Below are 19,503 nucleotides of genomic sequence, written 5' to 3'. Positions count from 1 at the left end.
GGCACATCTTACCGCAGGTCGAGCACGTCTTGCATGTCGTAAAGGCCTGGCTCACGACCATCCAGCCACAAAGCTGCACGTACCGCGCCCTTGGCGAAGGTCATGCGACTGGATGCCTTGTGAGTGATTTCCAGTCGCTCGCCTTCACAGGCGAACAGCACCGTATGATCACCGACCACATCACCACCGCGAACAGTCGCGAAGCCGATCGTTTCGCGCTCACGCGCACCGGTGTGTCCTTCACGACCATAAACCGCAACCTTCTGCAGATCAAGATCGAGTGCATTGGCGATCACTTCGCCCATGCGCAGAGCCGTGCCTGAAGGCGCATCGATCTTGTGCCGATGATGGGCTTCGATGATTTCGATATCCGCGTCATCGCCCAGCACACGGGCCGCCATATCGAGCAGCTTCAGCGACAGGTTTACCCCGACACTGAAATTGGCCGCGAACACAATCGCAATATCTTCGCTCGCCTCGACCAGCAACTGCTTCTGCGCGGCGTCCAACCCCGTCGTGCCGATCACCATGGCCTTGCCCGCCTTACGGCAGAACGCCAGGTTTTTCAGCATGACTTCAGGGAGCGTGAAGTCGATCAACACATCGAACTCATCGGCCACCGCATCCAGCTTACCGGACAGCGGCACACCGATTCGTCCCAGCGATGCCAGCTCACCGGCATCCACGCCAATCAGCGTGCTGCCGGGGCGCACGATGGCTGCCGTCAGGCCGGTCAGCGGCGCGCGTTGCTGCACTGCCTCGACCAGAATCTTGCCCATGCGCCCGGCAGCGCCCATCACAGCTATACGTCGCATGCCGACTCCTTACAAATCGCCGAAGAAGCGCTTCACGCCTTCGAACCAACCGGTGGTTTTCGGAGAATGACTGTTGTCACCCGCCAGGGAGCTGCGCAACTCCTCCAGCAATTCGCGCTGACGACGACCCAGGTTGACCGGGGTTTCGACCGCCACGCGGCACATCAGGTCACCAGCACCGCCACCACGAACCGGCGCGACGCCTTTACCGCGAACACGGAACTGCTTACCGGTCTGAGTCCCTTCAGGGATCTTCAGCTTGACCCGACCATCGAGGGTCGGAATCTCCAGCTCGCCGCCCAGCGCTGCGTCGACGAAGCTGATTGGCACTTCGCAGAACAGGTGCTTGCCGTCACGCTGGAAGATTGCGTGCTCGCGCACATTGATCACCACGTACAGGTCGCCAGTCGGGCCACCCTGCGCACCCGCCTCGCCTTCGCCAGACAGACGAATGCGGTCACCGGTATCAACACCGGCCGGCACTTTCACCGACAGGGTCTTGTACTCTTCGACACGACCTTCGCCGTGGCAGGAATCGCACGGATCGGAAATGATCTTGCCTTGGCCATGGCAGCGCGGGCAGGTCTGCTGCACCGAGAAGAAGCCCTGCTGCATGCGCACCTGACCAATACCGCCGCACGTCGGGCAAGTGATCGGCGAGGAGCCTTTCTTGGCACCCGAACCATCGCACGGCTTGCAGTTGACCAGTGTCGGAACGCGGATATTCACGGTCGTGCCGCGCACCGCCTCTTCCAGGTTCAGCTCCAGGGTGTAACGCAGGTCGCTGCCGCGCTGAGCGCCGCCACGAGCACCGCCGCGGCCGCCACCGAAGAAGTCACTGAAGACATCGCCAAAGATGTCGGAGAAGTTCTGACCGCCAAACCCGGCACCGCCGCCACCCATGCTCGGGTCGACACCGGCATGACCGTATTGGTCATAAGCCGCGCGCTTGCTGGAATCGGACAGCACTTCGTAGGCCTCGTTGGCCTCCTTGAACATATCTTCCGACGCTTTGTCATCGGGATTACGGTCCGGGTGGTGCTTCATCGCCAGGCGACGGTAGGCCTTTTTCAGGTCCGCTTCGCTTGAACCACGCTCAACACCCAATACTTCGTAATAGTCACGCTTTGCCATAAGTCTTTGCACTCTTAAGGACGTTCGACAAACCTCTCCTGAGCCTCGCCAAACTCGTTGAGCCCCAATACAGGCCCGGACCCAACTCACGTCAATTCAACGATCCTGGTCTTTGATTCGATGCGGTACTTTCGACTCGAAAAGCAGGAGCATTTCCGGTCATACCGCCAACATCCGAGCGTTGTCGCATGCTGTAAAAATTCGCTTACTCCAGACACGCCAACGCGGGAGCAAGCTCCCGCGCGGCGACATCCTACCAGTCACCGCCTGAAGGCAGTCAACCGGGCGACCAACAACTTACTTGTGGTCTTTGACTTCTTCGAACTCGGCATCGACAACGTCGTCAGCCTTTTCAGCCGATTCGTCTTTCGGCGCCGCGCCTTCAGCTGGCTGAGCCTGATCAGCGTACATTTTCTGAGCCACTGGCGCAGAGACCTTGGACAGCTCTTCAACCTTGGCTTCGATAGCGGCCTTGTCGTCGCCTTTGATGGCGGTTTCCAGGGCAACTACAGCTGCTTCGATTGCAGTCTTCTCTTCAGCGCTCACTTTATCGCCAGCATCAGCGACCATTTTGCGCGTCGAGTGAACCAGGGCATCGCCTTGGTTACGGGCGCTGGCCAGCTCTTCGAACTTGCGGTCTTCTTCAGCGTTCACTTCAGCATCGCGAACCATCTGCTGAATTTCTTCCTCGGACAGACCGGAGTTGGCCTTGATCACGATCGACTGAGTCTTGCCGGTAGCCTTGTCTTTCGCGCCGACGTGCAGGATGCCGTTGGCGTCGATGTCGAAGGTCACTTCGATTTGTGGCACGCCACGTGGTGCTGGTGGAATCTCGGCCAGGTCGAACTTGCCCAGGGACTTGTTCTGTGCGGCTTGCTTACGCTCACCTTGCAGTACGTGAATGGTCACTGCGCCCTGGTTGTCGTCGGCAGTCGAGAACACTTGCGATTTCTTGGTAGGAATCGTGGTGTTTTTCTCGATCAGCGCGGTCATCACGCCGCCCATGGTTTCGATACCCAGGGTCAGCGGGCTAACGTCGAGCAGCAGAACGTCTTTCACGTCACCGGCCAATACCGCGCCCTGGATAGCAGCACCCATGGCAACAGCTTCGTCAGGGTTGACGTCTTTACGTGCTTCTTTACCGAAGAAATCGGTCACCAGCTTCTGAACCAGTGGCATACGGGTCTGACCGCCGACCAGGATCACGTCGTTGATCGAACCAACGTCGATACCGGCGTCTTTCATCGCGATGCGGCAAGGTTCGATGGTGCGCCGAACCAGGTCTTCAACCAGCGCTTCGAGCTTGGCGCGGGAGATTTTCACGTTCAAATGCTTAGGACCGGTAGCGTCTGCAGTGATGTACGGCAGGTTCACGTCGGTCGACTGGCTCGAGGACAGTTCGATCTTGGCTTTCTCAGCGGCTTCTTTCAGGCGCTGCATGGCCAGCGGGTCACCCTTGAGGTTCATGCCGCTTTCTTTCTTGAACTCGTCAACGAGGTAGTCGATCAGACGAATGTCAAAGTCTTCACCGCCCAGGAAAGTGTCACCGTTGGTGGCCAACACTTCGAACTGGTGCTCGCCATCGACTTCAGCGATTTCGATCACGGAAACGTCGAAAGTACCGCCGCCCAGGTCGTAAACGATCACGGTGTGATCGCCTTTCGCCTTGTCCATACCGTAGGCCAGTGCGGCTGCGGTTGGTTCGTTAATGATACGTTTAACGTCCAGGCCCGCGATGCGGCCGGCGTCTTTGGTGGCTTGACGCTGGCTGTCGTTGAAGTAGGCCGGAACAGTGATCACCGCTTCGGTCACTGGCTCGCCGAGGTAGTCTTCGGCGGTCTTCTTCATTTTCTTCAGAATTTCAGCCGAAATTTGTGGCGGCGCCATTTTCTGGCCGTTCACTTCAACCCAGGCGTCGTTGTTGTCAGCCTTGACGATCTTGTAAGGGACCATCTGGATGTCTTTCTGTACGACTTCTTCGTCAAAACGACGACCGATCAGACGCTTCACCGCGTACAGGGTGTTATGCGGATTGGTCACTGCCTGACGCTTGGCCGACTGGCCAACCAGGATTTCACCGTCGTTGGCATAAGCGATGATCGACGGCGTGGTACGCGCGCCTTCAGCGTTTTCAATCACTTTGGCTTTGCCGTTTTCCAGCACGGAGACGCAGGAGTTGGTAGTCCCCAGGTCGATACCGATAATTTTGCCCATGTTCACTCTCCCGAAACTTTGGATTTGGATGCCGCAGTAGTGGTGGCTGACTGCGGTAGCACTTAAACGCTTGACTTCTAAATGGGGGCCTTGCGGCTAATTTCAAGCCTGCTCGTCAATCGAAGGCGAAACCGGTGCAGGTGCCTTGCTGACCACGACCATGGCCGGGCGCAGCAGGCGACCGTGAAGCTGGTAGCCCTTCTGAAACACCTTGAGCACGCTGTTTGGCTCGACGTCGGCGCTTTCCTGCATGGCCATTGCCTGGTGATGCGAAGCGTTGAAGGGTTCGCCTTCAGGATCAATCGCTTCCAGGTGATAGCGTTTCAGGGTGTCCTGGAACATTTTCAGGGTCAGCTCGATCCCTTCGCGCATCGGACGAATGTTTTCGTCGTCAGGGTTGGATAGCTCCAGACCGCGCTCCAGGCTGTCGATGATCGGCAGCAGGTCGCCAGCGAACTTTTCCAAGGCAAATTTGTGAGCCTTTTCAACGTCCTGCTCGGCACGGCGGCGGACGTTCTGCAGATCGGCGGCTACACGCAAAGCCTGATCCTGCGCACCAGCCAATTGCTCTTCGAGCACTTGCACACGAGCCGCCAGGTCTTCACCCGAAGCCTCGGGGCCCTGGTTGGCGTCTAGATTTTGCGTATCCACTGTCTGTTCGTCAGCCATAGATTTCTCCTTCCAATATCGTCCGCGAGCTCAACTCGCGCTTCTGCCCGGTATATGGGGCCGCAAAATTCAGCTTCAAGGGCTATTTGATGATTAACCCTACAAAAAACAGCTGCATTGTCATTCCTCATCGCACTAAGGATTTCCTTCAATCAAGCAAATCGACCTAAGAGGGGGCATTGTCAGCCCGAAACAAAACACTGTATAAATAACCAGACCTAAAGCCTGGGAGCGGCCTTTATGCTGGTGCACCTGTCCGTACACAACTACGCCATCGTTGAACATCTCGATCTCGAACTCGATCGCGGGATGAGCGTGATCACCGGGGAAACCGGCGCCGGCAAGTCGATCATGCTCGACGCCCTCGGCCTGACCCTGGGCGATCGCGCCGACAGCGGCGTGGTCCGCCCGGGCGCCGACAAGGCCGATATCCTGGCCACCTTCGATCTGGTCGACATCCCGGAAGCCAGCGCTTGGCTGGCCGAACGAGACCTCGAGAACGACGGCCCGTGCATCCTGCGTCGAGTGATCACCGCTGAAGGGCGATCCCGCGGCTATATCAACGGCACCCCCTGCCCCCTCGGCGACCTGAAAGCCTTGGGCGAGTTGCTGATCGATATCCACAGCCAGCACGAACACCAATCCCTGCTCAAAACCGATACTCACCGCCGTCTGCTCGACGAATACGCCGGTGCCACAGACCTGGCCCGCCAGGTGCAATTGGCTGCCCAACGCTGGCGCCAGACCCGCCAGGAACTGGAACGCCTTTCCAACTCCGGCGACGAACAGCGCGCCCGCCATCAGTTGCTCAGCTACCAACTCGAAGAACTGGAAAACCTCGGCCTCGGCGAAAACGAGCTGGAGCAGCTGGAACAGGAACACAAGAACCTGACCAACGCCGAAACCTTGCTGGGTATTTGTCGGCAAGTGGTCGAACAATGCAGCGAAAGTGATTCCGGCAACGTACTGAACGCGCTGACCGCCAGCCTTAACCGCCTATCGAGCGTGAACAATTCGATCGGCGCCTTGGGCGAAGCTAGCAGCCTGCTGACCAGTGCGCAGATTCAGGTTGAAGAAGCCGTAGGCGAGTTGAACCGCTTTCTCGACAACTTCGACGCCGACCCGGCACGTCTTCAGTACCTGGAAGAGCGCCTCGACGCCATCTACACCCTGGCACGCAAACACCGCATCCAGCCGACCGAAGTCGCCGAGATGCAGCAGAAGCTACTCGATGAAATCGAAACCCTGAACGCCAACGATGAATCCATCGAGCGATTGAGCGATGAGCTGGCCTCCTACGCCCGCCATTATCAGGAGAAGGCTCGGGATCTGAGCGATCTGCGGCACCAAGCCTCGAGCAGCCTGGCCAGTGCCGTGGAACAGGAAATCCAGCGCCTGGGCATGCCCGGCGGCCGCTTCACCATCGAACTGCGCCCCAACAGCAGCGACGAACTGCTGCCCAATGGGCTTGAACAGGTAGAACTGCTGGTGAGCGCCAACCCGGGGCAACCGTTGAAAGCCCTGGCGAAAGTGGCGTCGGGTGGAGAACTGTCGCGTATCAGCCTGGCGATTCAGGTGATCACTGCGCAGACCTCGCGGGTGCCAACCCTGGTGTTCGACGAAGTGGACGTGGGCATCGGCGGCCCGACCGCCGAGATTGTCGGCCAGCTGCTGCGGCGCCTCGGGGAGCGTGGGCAGGTTCTAACCGTGACTCACTTGCCGCAAGTGGCGGCGCAAGGGCATCAACATTTATTTGTACACAAGGTTCGCGGTGAAGACGCCACGCATACGGCAGTCTCCAAACTGAGCAAGACCGATCGTGTCGAAGAAGTGGCACGGATGCTGGGGGGCATCGACCTCACCAAGGAATCACTGGCTCACGCGAAAAAGATGGTCGTTACCGCGAAAATTTAAGAACGGTAGAAAGCACGAAGGCGACCCTGGGGTCGCCTTCGTTCGTTTCGCGAACCTGAAGTTCGCGCGACATGCTTACTTTTTCTTGCGTACGTACAGTACAAGATTGTGATCAACCATCTCGAAGCCATACTTGTCGACGATTGCTTTCTGCAGCCGCTCGATTTCTTCGTCGAAGAATTCGATCACTTCACTGGTTTCGACGTTGACCATATGATCGTGATGCTTGCCGTCGTCCAGCTCGAAGACCGCATGGCCTCCGTCGAAGTTGTGCCGCACCACAAGGCCAGCTGCCTCGAACTGGGTCAGAACACGGTAAACCGTGGCCAGACCGACGTCCTCACCAGCCTCCATCAGCGCCTTGTAGACATCCTCGGCACTCATGTGGCGTTGCTCGGCGGAATCGAGCATTTGCAGAATTTTGACCCGTGGAAGGGTCACTTTGAGGCCGGCTTTGCGTAGTTCGCTATTTTCAACCATGGTCAGCTTTCTCGCGATGCTGCTTCGCAGCTTCTCTTAATGCGGGTATGATCGGCGTTTACGTTGTCCCAGCCAAGATAGTGGAAGTCGCCCACCGATGCAAAACACCAAGCTCTTGCTAACCAGTTTCACCTTTGTGGGACTGCTCGCACTCGCCGGTTGTTCATTCCCCGGGGTTTACAAAATCGACATCCAGCAGGGCAATGTCGTCACGCAGGACATGATAGACCAGTTACGCCCGGGAATGACCCGCCGGCAAGTACGGTTTATCATGGGTAACCCTCTGCTGACTGACACGTTCCATGCCGATCGCTGGGATTATCTGTACAGCCTGCAACCGGGTGGCGGTGAACGCCAACAGGAACGCATTAGCGTTATCTTCAACCCAAATGATCAACTTGTCAGCCTCTCTGGCGATTTCATGCCAGGCGTGAGCCGCGACGAAGCGATTCTCGGCAAGGACAGTGACACTACCGTGACCACGCCTGCAGAAAACGCCGAGAAGCCGAAGCCAGAAAAACCGGTCAAGCCAGGCTCGTTGCTGGACCAGATCCAGAAGGACGTGGACAACGTGGAAACCGTTCCAATCCCGACGCCAGAACCGCTGGAAACCTCGCCGCAATAATTTGCGACGCAATAAAAAACCCGGCATGTCCGGGTTTTTTATCGTCTGGCGTTTAACCGGATCACTGATTCCGGGCTTTGGCCTCGGCCGCTTTGGCGGCGCGCAACCGGCGAACTTCTTTCGGATCGGCAAGCAACGGCCGGTAAATCTCGAGGCGATCCCCGGCCTGAACCGGACGATTGGCCGGTTCAGCGATCACTTTGCCAAAGATCCCAACCGGACAACTGGCTAGATCCAGCTCAGGGAATTCGCTGTTCAGGCCGGATTTGAGCAACGCATCTCGCACCGCTGCACCCACCGGCACCGTTACGGTCAGCAGTACCTGACGATCAACAGCGGCATACACCACTTCGACCTTGATCATTGCCTCAACCATGCATCTGCTTCGCACGCTGGCAAAACGCGTCCATCAGCGTATTCGCCGCCTGATTGAACAAAGGCCCCAACGTCGCACGCACCAGCGGCCCCGAATAGTCGAACGACAAGTCCAGACTGATCTTGCAGGCCTTCTCGCCCAACGGCTTGAACACCCAGACGCCGTGCAACTGGCTGAATGGACCTTCCTCGAGGTTCATCTCGATCGAACGTCCTGGCACCAAGGTATTACGCGTCACGAAGTGCTGACTCAGGCCACCCTTGGCCACGCCGACGCGGGCACGCATGAGCTCAGGAGTACTTTCCAGGACTTCCGCCGACGAGCACCACGGCAGGAACTCCGGATAGCGGGCCACGTCGTTGACCAAGTCATAAAGCGCTTGTGCCGGATACGGCAGCAGGGCCGAACGTTGAATGTGTGTCGTCATGTCAGCGTTACTTCCACAGCTGGGCGGCAAACACTACAAGAATGCCGATGGGCGCCACATAGCGCATCAAGAACAGGGACAAGGCGAACAGCACCGGACGGCGGATCGACAATTCGTCGCGCACCGCTTCACGCCCCATCACCCAGCCCGCAAACACCACGAAACACAAACCACCGAGTGGCAACATGATCCGCGAGGTGAAGAAATCGATCACACCAAAGAAGTCCAGACCACCGGCTGCCTCCCATTGATAGAGGTGGAACATCCCGCCTTCGTTCACGAAAAACTTGGCTTCCTTCCAGATATTGAAGGAAAACACGGTACCCAGACCGACGAACCAGCAGATGAATGCCAACCAGAAGGTGACCCAGGCGCGGCTGATCTTCGTGCGTTCAACCAGGTAAGCCACCATCGGTTCGAGCAGGGAAATCGCCGAACTCCAGGCCGCAATCGCTACCAGCACGAAGAACACTACGCCCATCAACTGGCCGAACGCCACGTTACCAAAGGCAAACGGCAGGCTGACGAACATCAGCCCCGGTCCTTCGCTCGGGTTCAGGCCCGCGGCAAACACAATCGGAAACAATGCCAGACCGGCCACCAGAGAGACGAATGTATCGAGCAGTGCTACGCCGACCACAGTCCCGGAAATCGACGAACTCTTCGGCATATAAGCGCCATAGATCATGATCGAGCCGACGCCCACGCTCAGGGAAAAGAAAGCGTGCCCCATCGCTGGCAGCAAGCCGTCGAGCACTTTTTCCGGATGAAAGTCGAACATGAAATGCACGCCTTCCATGAAGTGACCGGTGGTCATGCTGTAACCCAGCAGCACCAGGATCATCACGAACAGCAGCGGCATCATGATCCGCAGGCTGCGCTCCAGACCGGCGACCACACCTTTGGCGATCACCACGGCGGAGAGGAGCATGAAAATCGTATGCCAAAGTGTCAGGCGCCATGGATCAGCAATCACATTGCCGAAATAAGCGCCGACCTGGTCTGCCGTCACACCCTCGAAGTCGCCACGGCCCATATCAATGATGTAGTCCAGCGACCAGCCGCCGACCACACTATAGAAAGACAGAATCAGCAGCGCCGTGATCATCCCGGCAAATGCGCCCCAGGACCACTTCGCCGAATGCCCCGCTTCCAGCGCCAGGACCTTCAAGGCATTCGCCGGGCTCTGCCGCGCGCGGCGGCCGATCAGGGTTTCGGCCAGCATGACGGGCATACCGATCAGCGCGATACAGGCGAGGAACATCAGCACGAAGGCTCCGCCACCGTAGACGCCGACCATGTAAGGGAATTTCCAGATACTACCCAGCCCCACGGCCGAACCGGTCGCGGCGAGTATGAAGACCCAGCGGCTAGCCCAACTGCCGTGGACAGAAACCTTGTCTGTCGACATCGTTATCACGCCCAAGCGTTCAAAAAAGAGGCCGCATTGTCCGGGATTCAATCAACCTGCTCAAGCACGTAGCGATACCGTAGCCGACTCGCTTGCAACTCCCTATAATGCCGCCCCTATGGCTAAACAGAAGAAACACCCAACAGGGACCATCGCGCAGAACAAAAAGGCGCGACACGATTACTTCATCGAGCATAAGTTCGAGGCTGGTCTGGTCCTGGCCGGCTGGGAAGTAAAAAGTTTGCGGGCAAGCAAGCTACAACTGGTTGACAGTTACGTACTGCTCAAGGATGGCGAAGCCTGGCTGCTCGGCAGCCACATTACGCCGCTAATGACTGCCAGTACCCACGTCATCGCTGATCCGACCCGCACCCGGAAATTGCTGCTCAATCGGCGCGAGCTGGAAAAGCTGGCCGCTGCCGTGCAGCAAAAAGGTTACGCCTGCGTATGCCTTTCCTGGTACTGGAGCAAGCACATGGTCAAGTGCGAGATCGCTCTGGGCAAGGGCAAGAAGGAATACGACAAGCGTGATACCGAACGCGAACGCGACGCCGGTCGTGAGTTGCAGCGTGCGGTGCGCAACAAGGGCAAGGAAGATTAACTCTTTACCTTGAGATCGCCTTCGCGGGCACGCCTCGCTCCTACACCGGACCACGCAATCCTGTAGGAGCGAGGCTTGCCCACGAATGTCTCACCGCAAACACCCGCCTGACTACATCCCCTTGCGCCGCTCCGCCCGAGCCACGCGCTGCACTTCCTGACGCACCTCTTCCAGCACTTCCTGCACATACAAAATGTGCCGACTGGAAACTTCCCGCGCTTGCTCTGCCCGACCTTCGATAATCGCCAGATACAATTCTCTGTGCTGCGCGATCAACATGTCGCGTGTTTCGGAGCGCTGTTTGTACATACCGCCGATGTTGGTCACCACGTTGCGCTTGAGCAGGTCGAACAGACCACGAATGGTGTGCAGCAACACCGCGTTATGACTGGCTTCGGCGATTGCCAAATGAAATCTTGCATCCGCCGCCCCCTCTTCCACCCGACTCACTTCGTCATGGCGCGAATAGCAGTCCTGCAATTCATCGAAGGCTGCAGTCAGCCGCTCGCGATCCACGTCTGTGGCACGCAATGCCGCGTAGTAGGCACAGGATGCTTCCAGCGTATGACGAAACTCCAGCAAATCGCGCTGGGCCTCGGGGTTGCTTTCCAGCAGATGCAACAGCGGATCGCTGAACGTCGAGCCCAGGGATTCCACCACGTAGTTACCGCCGCCCTGACGGCTCACAAGCAACCCTTTGGCCGCCAGTTTCTGGATCGCTTCGCGCAACGAAGGGCGTGACACGCCGAACTGCTCGGCCAACGCACGCTCTGCCGGCAGGCGTTCGCCGGCCTTCAATGTGCCCTCGAGAATCATCCCTTCGAGCTGCTCGACAATATCGTCAGACAAACGGCGCTGCCGAATCTGATCAAACCCCATCACTCAATTCTCCACGATCCCGGCGGCTCGCCGGGCTCTCTATTCTGGCCTATCGGCGCTGCATCAGCACCTACCAGACGACGCTTGATCGAACAGATCAGATGCGTTCTGCACCGCTCATTCGACAAAAGTTTTAGGGCGGCAAATTGACACACCGCATACAAGGCTTTTACCCTAGCCAACAGCGATTGTAAATTGGTATTACCAATTATCCAAGAACGCTGACCAGTGCCTGACCAACAACAATTAGGGGCCACCCCATATGCAAACCTGGCAACAGCTCTACAGCCCGCTCGGCAGTCTCGGCGTGTCCGCACTCGCGGCCGTCATCCCCATCGTATTTTTCTTCCTGGCCTTGGCCGTGTTCCGCCTCAAAGGCCACGTGGCCGGCAGCATTACCCTCGCGCTGTCGATTGCCGTGGCAATCTTCGCGTTCCAGATGCCGGTCGATATGGCCTTCGCGGCAGCCGGATATGGCTTCGCCTACGGCTTGTGGCCGATTGCCTGGATCATCGTGGCAGCGGTGTTCCTGTACAAACTGACGGTTAAAAGTGGCCAATTCGAAGTGATCCGCAGCTCGGTGCTGTCGATCACCGACGACCAACGCCTGCAAGTGCTGCTGATCGGTTTCTGCTTCGGCGCGTTCCTGGAAGGTGCAGCCGGTTTCGGCGCACCGGTAGCGATTACCGCCGCACTGCTGGTGGGACTGGGCTTCAACCCACTGTACGCCGCCGGCCTGTGCCTGATCGCCAACACCGCGCCGGTAGCCTTTGGCGCATTGGGGATTCCGATCATCGTCGCCGGGCAAGTCACCGGCATCGACGCGTTCAAGATCGGCGCCATGACCGGTCGCCAGCTGCCATTGCTGTCGCTATTCGTGCCGTTCTGGCTGGTGTTCATGATGGACGGCCTGCGCGGCGTTCGGGAAACCTGGCCCGCGGCACTGGTGGCCGGCTTGAGCTTCGCCATCACCCAATACTTCACCTCGAACTTCATCGGCCCGGAACTGCCGGACATCACCTCGGCGCTGGCCAGCCTGATTTCCCTGACACTATTCCTGAAAATCTGGCAGCCAAAACGTGCCGCAGGCGCGCACATCGTCGGCGCAGTCTCGGCTTCCGTGGTGGCCAGCGCAGGTGGTTTCGGCCAACCGCGCACCACCGTGGCTTCGCCCTACAGCCTGGGGGAAATTTTCAAAGCCTGGTCGCCGTTCCTGATCCTCACCGTACTGGTCACCATCTGGACGCTGAAACCGTTCAAGGCGATGTTCGCTGCAGGCGGCTCGATGTATGGCTGGGTATTCAACTTCGCGATTCCGCATCTGGATCAAATGGTGATCAAGGTCGCCCCGATCGTAACCGCCCCGACGGCGATTCCGGCGGTGTTCAAACTCGATCCGATTTCCGCGACCGGCACGGCGATTTTCTTCTCGGCGCTGATCTCGATGCTGGTGCTGAAGATCAATTTAAAAACTGGTCTTACCACTTTTAAAGAGACCTTCTACGAACTGCGCTGGCCGATTCTGTCCATCGGCATGGTGCTGGCCTTCGCCTTCGTCACCAACTACTCGGGCATGTCGTCGACCATGGCTCTGGTACTGGCAGGCACGGGGGCGGCATTCCCGTTCTTCTCGCCGTTCCTCGGCTGGCTCGGCGTGTTCCTGACCGGCTCCGATACTTCGTCCAACGCACTGTTCAGTTCGCTGCAAGCAACCACCGCGCACCAGATCGGCGTCAACGACACCTTGCTGGTGGCGGCGAATACCAGCGGCGGCGTGACCGGCAAGATGATTTCACCGCAATCGATCGCCGTGGCCTGCGCCGCGACCGGGCTGGTGGGCAAGGAATCGGATCTGTTCCGCTTCACCCTCAAGCACAGCCTATTCTTTGCAACGATCGTCGGCCTGATCACGTTGGCTCAGGCTTACTGGTTCACCGGCATGCTGGTGCACTAAGAACTACACGCGGCACGGAAAAAACCGACACTGGGTTACGCCCCGGCGTCAGCTATTCACAACCGGGTCTGCAAGGCTGCTGAAAGCTTCCCTCTCTATATTCAGCAGCCTCAGCGGACGGATAACCGGGACCACCCGGAGACACGCCTGATGAGCGAGCTTTTTTACAACGCAGTGCCGAACGCGACCCGCGTCGCCCCGCCACTGCCCGAGCCTCGGCAATACCCCAGCGAAAAACCGTCACGGGTCTACCTGTTCGGGACTTGCGTGGTGGATCTGTTCTACCCGGAAGCCGGGATGGACGCGATTCATCTGCTGGAACGCGAAGGCATTCGTGTCGAATACCCGCAAGGGCAAAGTTGCTGCGGGCAACCGGCCTACACCTCGGGCTACACCGAACAGGCCCGGACCGTGGCACGCTCGCAACTGGCGTTGTTTGCCGGCGATTATCCGGTGGTGGTGCCGTCGGGGTCTTGCGCGGGCATGTTACGCGAACACTACGCCGACTTGTTCAAGGACGAGCCGCAAACGTTGAAACAGGTTCAGGCCCTCGCGGCACGGACTTATGAGCTGGCCGAATTCCTGCTGTTTGTCTGCAAGGTGCAGCTCAAGGACAGCGGCGAACCGGTCAAAGTGGCGTTGCACACGTCGTGCTCGGCACGTCGAGAAATGAACACCCACCTGCACGGCCGTGAGTTGTTGGCGCAGCTAAGCAATGTGGAACGAGTCGACCACAGCCACGAAAGTGAATGCTGTGGCTTTGGTGGGACTTTCAGCGTCCGTATGCCAGATATTTCCGGCGCGATGGTGGCTGACAAGACCCGGGCGTTGAAGGAATCCGGCGCGCACAAGGTACTCAGTGCCGACTGCGGTTGCCTGATGAACATCAATGGCTCACTGGAGAAACAGCAGGAAGCGTTGCGCGGCCAGCATCTGGCCAGTTTCCTGTGGCAGCGTACCGGAGGTGCCCGATGAGCACCTCCACGATTATTCCTACGGTCACAGTAGAAGAAGATTTTCGCGCCCGGGCTCACGAGGCTTTGGCTGATACGCAACTGCGAAACAACTTTCGCAGCGCGATGGATTCACTGATGAGCAAACGGGCAGCGTCCTTCAGCGATGCCCATGAAAGAGAACATCTGCGAGTGCTGGGCAATGCTGTCCGCGCCCGTGCTTTATCCAAGTTGCCCGACCTGCTTGAGCAGCTTGAACAGAACCTGACCCGCAACGGTGTGACAGTGCACTGGGCGGAAACGGTGGACGAGGCCAATGGCATCGTCTTGGCGATCATCCGCGCTCACGAGGCGCGGCAAGTGATCAAGGGCAAATCGATGGTCAGCGAAGAGATGGAGATGAACCATGTCCTCGCGGCTCAAGGCATTGAATGCCTGGAGTCGGACATGGGTGAATTCATCGTCCAGCTCGACCACGAGAAGCCTTCACACATCATTATGCCGGCGATCCACAAGAATGCCGGTCAGGTCGCGTCCTTGTTCCACGACAAACTTGGCGTGGAGTACACCAAGGACGTTGACCAACTCATTCAGATCGGTCGCAAAGTCTTGCGACAGAAATTCTTCGAAGCAGACATCGGCGTCTCCGGCGTCAACTTCGCCGTGGCCGAAACCGGCACTCTGTTGCTGGTGGAAAACGAAGGCAACGGGCGCATGTCAACCACCGTGCCGCCCGTACACATTGCCGTCACGGGCATCGAGAAAGTCGTCGAAAACCTGCGGGACGTTGTACCGCTGTTGTCGCTACTGACCCGCTCGGCACTCGGCCAGCCGATCACCACCTACGTCAACATGATCTCCGGGCCGCGCAAGGAAGATGAACTCGACGGCCCGCAGGAAGTGCACCTGGTATTGCTCGACAACGGTCGCAGCCAGGCGTTTGCCGACAGCGAATTACGCCAGACCCTGAACTGCATCCGTTGTGGCGCCTGTATGAATCATTGCCCGGTCTACACCCGAATCGGCGGCCATGCCTATGGGGAGGTTTACCCTGGGCCTATCGGAAAAATCATCACCCCGCACATGGTCGGCCTGGCGAAAGTCCCCGACCACCCAAGTGCGTCTTCGTTATGTGGTGCTTGCGGTGAAGTTTGCCCGGTAAAAATTCCGATCCCCGCATTACTTCGTCGCCTACGGGAAGAGAACGTCAAAGCGCCGGACAGCCCACATCAGGTCATGCGCGGTCAGGGCAGCAAGTACTCGCGCAAAGAACGGTCTATCTGGAACGCCTGGGCGAAGCTCAACAGTTCGCCAACGCTCTATCGCCTGTTCGGTTTCTTCGCCACTCGCCTGCGCGCGCTGACGCCGAGCAACGTCGGCCCATGGACCCAGAACCACAGCGCACCGAAACCCGCCGCCCGCTCACTGCATGACATGGCCCGCGAGCATTTGGCCAAACAGGGAGACCGCTGATGAGCGCCAAGCAAAATATCCTCGCCAAATTGCGCAACAGTCTGACGGGTACCACGCCGGTGCCTGACAACTTCGATATCGAACTGGTGACCGCGCCCTACACCTACACGCCAGAGCAACGCATCCCGCAACTGCGCAAACTGATGGAAGCGGTGCACACCGAAATTCATCTGACGTCCGCAGATGGCTGGCCCGAATTGCTGGCGCAATTGCTGCAGGATCGCCAGCTGCCAAGCCTGTTGATTGCGCCGACGACACTTCACGGTCAACGCATCACTCAGCATTGGGCGAAAAATCCTGGCCTGCCCGCGCTCAAAGCCTACGAGCGTCCGGTCGAGGAATGGAAGGCCGAGTTGTTCAACGACACCCCGGCCAGCCTGACCACCACCCTCGGCGCGATCGCCGCGACAGGCAGCCTGATTCTCTGGCCGACGCGGGAAGAACCGCGCCTGATGAGCCTGGTGCCGCCGGTGCATTTCGCCCTGCTCAAGGCCAGTGAAATCCGCGACAACTTCTATCAGGTACAGCAGGAATTCGAATGGGCCCAAGGCATGCCGACCAACGCCTTGCTGGTCTCCGGCCCGTCTAAGACTGCCGACATCGAACAAATACTGGCCTACGGCGCCCACGGCCCGAAAGACCTGGTCGTTCTAATCCTGGAGGATCAATGAGTCTACCGGCGGCTTTCCTGCGAGATGCGCAGCAACTGATTCCTCAGGCACGACGGTTCGACGACCCGCTGTCGACTTTGGCCTTCGGCACCGACGCCAGTTTCTACCGGCTGATTCCGAAACTGGTGATCCGCGTCGAGTCCGAAGACGAAGTGGTGGCGCTGCTCAAACTGGCGCAACGGGATAAAGTCCCGGTGACCTTCCGCGCCGCCGGCACCAGCTTGTCTGGCCAAGCCATCAGCGATTCGGTGCTGATCGTACTGGGGGATAACTGGAACGGTCGCGAGATTCGTGGCCAGGGTATGCAGATCCGTCTGCAACCGGGCGTGATTGGCGCCCAGGCCAACGCCTGGCTGACACCGTTCGGACGCAAGATCGGCCCAGACCCGGCATCGATCAACGCCTGCAAAATCGGCGGCATCGTCGCCAATAATGCCAGCGGCATGTGCTGCGGCACGGCGCAGAACACCTATCACACACTGGCCGGGATTCGTCTGGTGTTGGCTGATGGCAGTCGTCTCGATACCGAAGACGCCGCCAGTGTGGCGGCCTTCCATGAGAGCCACGCCGAACTGCTGGAACGTCTGGCGACGCTGGGCCGCGAGACCCGCGCCAATGCCGAACTGGCTGCGAAAATTCGCCACAAATATCGTCTGAAAAATACCACCGGGCTGTCACTCAATGCGCTGGTGGATTTCGACGAGCCTGTGGATATCTTGAGCCACTTGCTGGTGGGCTCCGAAGGCACGCTCGGATTTATCAGCGCGGTGACTTACGACACGGTGATCGACCACCCGAACAAGGCGTCGGCGCTGATCGTGTTCCCGGATGTAGAAACCTGCTGCAACGCCGTCACCGTGCTGAAAAGCCAACCCGTATCGGCGGTGGAATTGCTGGACCGTCGCAGCCTGCGCTCGGTGCAGGACAAACCCGGCATGCCGGCTTTCGTACAACAACTGTCGACCAATGCCTGCGCCCTGCTGATCGAATCCCGCGCCGCCTCTTCCACTTTGCTCCAGGAACAACTGACGCAAATCATGGCGTCGCTGACCGGTTTCCCGGTAGAGAAGCAAGTCGACTTCACCGAAGACCCGATGGAAAATGCCCGGCTCTGGGCGATCCGCAAAGACACCTTCCCTGCCGTCGGCGCGGTGCGCAAAACCGGCACCACGGTGATCATCGAAGACGTGACCTTCCCGGTGGAACAGCTGGCCAGTGGCGTCAACCGCTTGATCGAGCTGTTCGACAAACATCACTACGACGAAGCGATCCTTTTCGGACACGCCCTGGAAGGCAATCTGCACTTTGTCTTCACCCAAGGCTTCAACAGCGCGGAAGAAGTCGCACGCTACCAGGCGTTCATGGACGACGTCGCGCAGTTGGTGGCCGTTGAATTCGGCGGCTCGCTGAAGGCTGAACACGGTACCGGTCGCAACATGGCGCCTTTCGTCGAGCTGGAATGGGGCAGCGATGCTTATCAGTTGATGTGGCAACTCAAACGCCTGCTCGACCCTAACGGCATTCTCAACCCGGACGTGGTGCTCAGCGACGATCCGCAGATCCACCTCAAGCACCTGAAACCGCTGCCCGCCGCCGATGAGATTGTGGATAAGTGCATCGAATGCGGCTTCTGCGAACCGGTGTGCCCATCGAAAGGCCTGACCTTGAGCCCACGCCAGCGCATCGTGATCTGGCGTGACATTCAAGCGAAGAAACGCGCCGGCACAGACACCAGCGAGCTGGAGCAGGCCTACGAATACCAAGGCATCGATACGTGCGCTGCGACAGGCCTGTGTGCACAACGTTGCCCTGTAGGAATCAACACCGGCGAGCTGGTGAAAAAGCTCCGAGGCCGTAAGGCAACCCATACGAAAACCGCCAACTGGATAGAGGGAAATTTCGCCACCGCGTTGCAAGGCGCGCGCTTCACCCTGCACGTCGCCAACGGTGCGCGGATGCTGCTGGGGGCACCACGCCTGGCGAAGCTTTCGGCATCGCTGACGCGGCTGTCCAAGGGTCAGGTTCCGCAATGGACCAACGCCATGCCACAGCCGGAAAGAGCCATTCGTTTCAGCCCGACCGTGTCGGACGAGCGGCCTCGGGTGGTGTACCTGGCGGCCTGCGTGTCGCGGGTCATGGGCCCGGCAGCGGGTGATAAAGAGCAAATGTCGCTGTACGAAAAAACCCGTGGTCTGTTGGAAAAGGCCGGTTACCAGGTAGTTTTTCCGGACAATCAGGACAACCTCTGCTGCGGTCAGCCATTCGCCTCCAAAGGCTACGCCGAACAGGCCGAACACAAACGCCAGGAACTGATCGGCGCCCTGTTGCACGCCAGCCGCGGCGGGCTCGACCCGATCTACTGCGACACCAGCCCCTGCACCTTGCGGCTGGTTCAGGACTTGGGCGACGTGCGACTGGACCTGTACGACCCGGTGCGCTTCATCCGTACTCACCTGATGGATCGTCTCGATTTCACCCCCCAGGATGCGCCGATCGCGGTACACGTCACGTGCAGCACTCAGCATCTCGGTGAGAGCCAGGCGTTGATTGATCTCGCGCGCAAATGCAGCAATAACGTGGTCATCCCGGAAGGCATTCACTGCTGCGGTTTTGCCGGTGACAAGGGCTTTACCACCCCAGAATTGAATGCCCATTCGTTACGCACGCTCAAGGACGCGGTACAGCAATGCAGCGAAGGGATTTCCACCAGCCGCACCTGTGAGATTGGTCTGACACAACACGGTGGAATTGACTACCACGGGCTGGTTTATCTGGTGGATCGAGTAACGCAGGCCAGGGCGACCTGAAGAAAAATAGAACCCTGACGCATCGTCGCAGTCCACCGATCAAGTCCCGCAAACGTGGGACCTTTCCCAAAATTGGCAGCCTGTCCTGATGGCCAGCGAT

General features: G+C 58.7%; 17 protein-coding genes. 8 read left to right on the top strand and 9 right to left on the bottom strand.

Annotated features, from left to right (window positions below; translation table 11 throughout):
* Nucleotides 1-8: 8 nt before the first annotated feature.
* The 4 genes from dapB to grpE form a co-directional block, all read right to left on the bottom strand.
* Nucleotides 9-815, bottom strand: coding sequence for a 4-hydroxy-tetrahydrodipicolinate reductase (dapB, locus tag AB7M29_RS07175; RefSeq protein WP_454246614.1), 807 nt, complete (start codon nt 813-815; stop codon nt 9-11).
* A gap of 9 nt (nt 816-824) precedes the next feature.
* Nucleotides 825-1,949: a molecular chaperone DnaJ gene (gene dnaJ / locus AB7M29_RS07170; RefSeq protein ID WP_007900528.1), complete on the bottom strand. Its 1,125-nt coding sequence runs from the start codon at nt 1,947-1,949 to the stop codon at nt 825-827.
* Between the two features lie 297 nt (nt 1,950-2,246).
* The gene (gene dnaK / locus AB7M29_RS07165) at nt 2,247-4,163 is read right to left on the bottom strand and encodes a molecular chaperone DnaK (RefSeq protein WP_454246613.1); all 1,917 of its coding nucleotides are present in this window, start codon (nt 4,161-4,163) and stop codon (nt 2,247-2,249) included.
* Between the two features lie 102 nt (nt 4,164-4,265).
* Nucleotides 4,266-4,832 carry a nucleotide exchange factor GrpE gene (grpE, locus tag AB7M29_RS07160; RefSeq protein ID WP_007900531.1) on the bottom strand — a complete coding sequence of 189 codons (567 nt, stop codon included), beginning with the start codon at nt 4,830-4,832 and terminating at the stop codon, nt 4,266-4,268.
* Nucleotides 4,833-5,072: 240 nt separating this feature from the next.
* Here grpE and recN point away from each other — a divergent pair, with 240 nt between their 5' ends.
* Nucleotides 5,073-6,746, top strand: coding sequence for a DNA repair protein RecN (gene recN / locus AB7M29_RS07155; protein WP_052965677.1), 1,674 nt, complete (start codon nt 5,073-5,075; stop codon nt 6,744-6,746).
* 75 nt (nt 6,747-6,821) lie between these two features.
* On the opposite strand, the gene fur is transcribed toward recN, so the two are convergent.
* On the bottom strand, nt 6,822-7,226 hold the full coding sequence (gene fur, locus AB7M29_RS07150) for a ferric iron uptake transcriptional regulator (RefSeq protein ID WP_003197684.1): 405 nt from the start codon (nt 7,224-7,226) through the stop codon (nt 6,822-6,824).
* Between the two features lie 97 nt (nt 7,227-7,323).
* Here fur and AB7M29_RS07145 point away from each other — a divergent pair, with 97 nt between their 5' ends.
* Nucleotides 7,324-7,851 carry an outer membrane protein assembly factor BamE gene (locus AB7M29_RS07145; protein ID WP_217857595.1) on the top strand — a complete coding sequence of 176 codons (528 nt, stop codon included), beginning with the start codon at nt 7,324-7,326 and terminating at the stop codon, nt 7,849-7,851.
* A gap of 61 nt (nt 7,852-7,912) precedes the next feature.
* On the opposite strand, the gene AB7M29_RS07140 is transcribed toward AB7M29_RS07145, so the two are convergent.
* From AB7M29_RS07140 to AB7M29_RS07130, 3 genes are read right to left on the bottom strand one after another with little or no spacing between them, the layout of a single operon-like run.
* Nucleotides 7,913-8,227, bottom strand: a complete 315-nt coding sequence (locus AB7M29_RS07140) for an RnfH family protein (protein ID WP_454246612.1) — start codon at nt 8,225-8,227, stop codon at nt 7,913-7,915.
* Nucleotides 8,220-8,654 carry a type II toxin-antitoxin system RatA family toxin gene (locus AB7M29_RS07135; RefSeq protein WP_052965683.1) on the bottom strand — a complete coding sequence of 145 codons (435 nt, stop codon included), beginning with the start codon at nt 8,652-8,654 and terminating at the stop codon, nt 8,220-8,222. Before AB7M29_RS07135 ends, AB7M29_RS07140 begins: the two co-directional genes overlap by 8 nt.
* 7 nt (nt 8,655-8,661) lie before the next feature.
* Complete coding sequence (locus AB7M29_RS07130) at nt 8,662-10,065, bottom strand: sodium-dependent transporter (RefSeq protein ID WP_454246611.1); 1,404 nt, start codon at nt 10,063-10,065, stop codon at nt 8,662-8,664.
* A 118-nt stretch (nt 10,066-10,183) separates the two neighbouring features.
* Here AB7M29_RS07130 and smpB point away from each other — a divergent pair, with 118 nt between their 5' ends.
* Nucleotides 10,184-10,666, top strand: a complete 483-nt coding sequence (gene smpB / locus AB7M29_RS07125) for an SsrA-binding protein SmpB (protein WP_007900551.1) — start codon at nt 10,184-10,186, stop codon at nt 10,664-10,666.
* A gap of 111 nt (nt 10,667-10,777) precedes the next feature.
* On the opposite strand, the gene AB7M29_RS07120 is transcribed toward smpB, so the two are convergent.
* Nucleotides 10,778-11,545 (bottom strand): GntR family transcriptional regulator, encoded by a 768-nt coding sequence (locus tag AB7M29_RS07120; protein ID WP_454246610.1) that lies wholly within the window; start codon nt 11,543-11,545, stop codon nt 10,778-10,780.
* Nucleotides 11,546-11,807: 262 nt separating this feature from the next.
* On the opposite strand from AB7M29_RS07120, the gene AB7M29_RS07115 reads away from it, so the two are divergent.
* The 5 genes from AB7M29_RS07115 to AB7M29_RS07095 all read left to right on the top strand — a co-directional run bounded on the left by AB7M29_RS07115 (nt 11,808) and on the right by AB7M29_RS07095 (nt 19,403).
* Nucleotides 11,808-13,499, top strand: coding sequence for a lactate permease LctP family transporter (locus AB7M29_RS07115; protein ID WP_217857592.1), 1,692 nt, complete (start codon nt 11,808-11,810; stop codon nt 13,497-13,499).
* Nucleotides 13,500-13,649: 150 nt separating this feature from the next.
* Nucleotides 13,650-14,474: a (Fe-S)-binding protein gene (locus AB7M29_RS07110; RefSeq protein ID WP_018929467.1), complete on the top strand. Its 825-nt coding sequence runs from the start codon at nt 13,650-13,652 to the stop codon at nt 14,472-14,474.
* The gene (locus AB7M29_RS07105; RefSeq protein ID WP_454246609.1) at nt 14,471-15,925 is read left to right on the top strand and encodes a LutB/LldF family L-lactate oxidation iron-sulfur protein; all 1,455 of its coding nucleotides are present in this window, start codon (nt 14,471-14,473) and stop codon (nt 15,923-15,925) included. Before AB7M29_RS07110 ends, AB7M29_RS07105 begins: the two co-directional genes overlap by 4 nt.
* Nucleotides 15,925-16,596, top strand: coding sequence for a LutC/YkgG family protein (locus AB7M29_RS07100; RefSeq protein ID WP_217857590.1), 672 nt, complete (start codon nt 15,925-15,927; stop codon nt 16,594-16,596). Before AB7M29_RS07105 ends, AB7M29_RS07100 begins: the two co-directional genes overlap by 1 nt.
* Nucleotides 16,593-19,403 (top strand): FAD-binding and (Fe-S)-binding domain-containing protein, encoded by a 2,811-nt coding sequence (locus AB7M29_RS07095; protein ID WP_454246608.1) that lies wholly within the window; start codon nt 16,593-16,595, stop codon nt 19,401-19,403. The genes AB7M29_RS07100 and AB7M29_RS07095 overlap by 4 nt, the downstream gene beginning before the upstream one ends.
* Nucleotides 19,404-19,503 lie beyond the last annotated feature (100 nt).

The sequence above is a fragment of the Pseudomonas sp. F-14 TE3623 genome, assembly GCF_053629015.1.
The sequence above is the reverse complement of the archived record's forward strand: the minus strand, read 5'-3'. Positions and strand labels throughout refer to the sequence as shown.